The organism is Novacetimonas hansenii JCM 7643 (assembly GCF_000964405.1).
GTDB lineage: Bacteria > Pseudomonadota > Alphaproteobacteria > Acetobacterales > Acetobacteraceae > Novacetimonas > Novacetimonas hansenii.
In genome coordinates this window covers 1-1,432 of sequence record NZ_BANE01000297.1, presented here as the reverse complement: position 1 = coordinate 1,432, position 1,432 = coordinate 1, and the positions used below count along the sequence as shown (strand labels likewise).

The following is a 1,432-nucleotide window of genomic DNA, read 5'->3' as shown; positions in this document are numbered from 1 at the left end:
CGCCTGACGCGCCTGCCGCTGACGGAAATCAAGATCGACCGCAGTTTCATCAATGATTTCGAACATGACACCAATGCGCAGGCCGTGACCACCGCCGTCATCGGCATTGGCAACCGCCTTGGCATGACCGTTGTGACCGAAGGTGTGGAAACCGTGCAGCAGCGTCAGTTGCTGGAGGATCTGAAATGCGACGTGATGCAGGGGTACCTGTTCGCGCGTCCGTTGCCCGCAGACGAACTGGAAAAATGGATACGCGCGCGTGAAGCCGACGCGATGCAGGCGGGTACCCCCCGCGCCTGAGGCGCGGTATCCGCAATATTGGGTCACATAATCTTGAGCCCGACAGCGTCCGATTATACCTGATCCGAAATATTTTTTGACTTCCTGTCATGTCATGGTCTGAAAAAACCTTGATGCGGGAATGACTTTGAGCATTCATGCTGTGTCGGATCATGACCTGCATCCACGGCATTGCTGCCATATATCCAAAAGACGAATGTCTGGCATATGCGGTGCAGGGGACCGGGGCGGGCATCCCATGGTAACATGACATCTACTGACACACGCCAGCCACGCATGCCGTTGCGTCTGGTCGCGCAATAATTGAATAAAGGTGAACAAAATGATCTCGTGTCTCGGTCGCGTCCTGTCCGTCGGTGCCGTTACAACCCTGCTTGCCGCCGCGCCCGTGCTGGCGCATGCGGAAACATCCCCGCCGACGGGTGCTGGCGTTGCCAACCAGGTTGAACAGATCAAGATGGGATCGCTGTCGGAAAAGACGGTGATGTCGGCCGTGTCTTCGGCCAAGCCGGCCGATCTTGGCGGTATTCTCAACTACTGCATTCAGTCCAACTACCTGACCGCGTCCGAGGCATGGCCCGTGCTTGCGGCCCTGAACAAGAAGACCAATGATGTCCCGTCCAACAGCAAGGGCAACATGTCTTATGCCGATGGGTCCACCGGGCTGCTGAAGGTTGGTGGCAAGGCGCCGATTTCGCTCGAAGATGCATCGACCGATATCCGTCGCGCGGCCTGCGCAAAGGTCGAGGCACGGGCGAAATCTCTGCTCTGATCGTCCTGTCTGGCGGGCGTATCCTTCTGGATGCGCCCGTGTTGCGTAAGGGGTAAAGTCTTTCGGGGGGGGCAGGTTTTTTAAAGGGGATGTTTAAAAACCTGTATCAATGCCCCACTGAAAAATGAAAGCTTTTGGCAAAGATTTTCAGAAATCTTTGCGAGGCAGGGTGTTTTTCTAACATGGGATGGTGCCTGAAGGTTTTTTCATTTCCTGTCAGGTGGATGTTTTCAAAACGTTTTTGAAAAGCCATGATCCCATAAAAGTTTTTTGTGATGTTTTTTTAAGAAATCAACATTTGAAAACCGATATGTGCCTTAGAGCCTGATTCGAAAGTTTTTCAGCACTGACAATGCCTTG

Annotated in this window: 2 protein-coding genes; both read left to right on the top strand. The window is 53.6% G+C overall.

Annotated features, from left to right (window positions below; genetic code table 11):
• Positions 1-300: EAL domain-containing protein (locus B7G66_RS15410; protein WP_048859366.1), on the top strand; the 300-nt coding region annotated here is incomplete at its 5' end.
• Between the two features lie 322 nt (positions 301-622).
• Positions 623-1,072, top strand: a complete 450-nt coding sequence (locus B7G66_RS15405; RefSeq protein WP_003621423.1) for a DUF2501 domain-containing protein — start codon at positions 623-625, stop codon at positions 1,070-1,072.
• Positions 1,073-1,432 lie beyond the last annotated feature (360 nt).

What these genes read in the sequence shown, in the direction of transcription:
- B7G66_RS15405 (WP_003621423.1), top strand. Translation starts at nt 623, where the DNA reads ATGATCTCGTGTCTCGGTCGCGTCCTGTCCGTCGGTGCCGTTACAACC.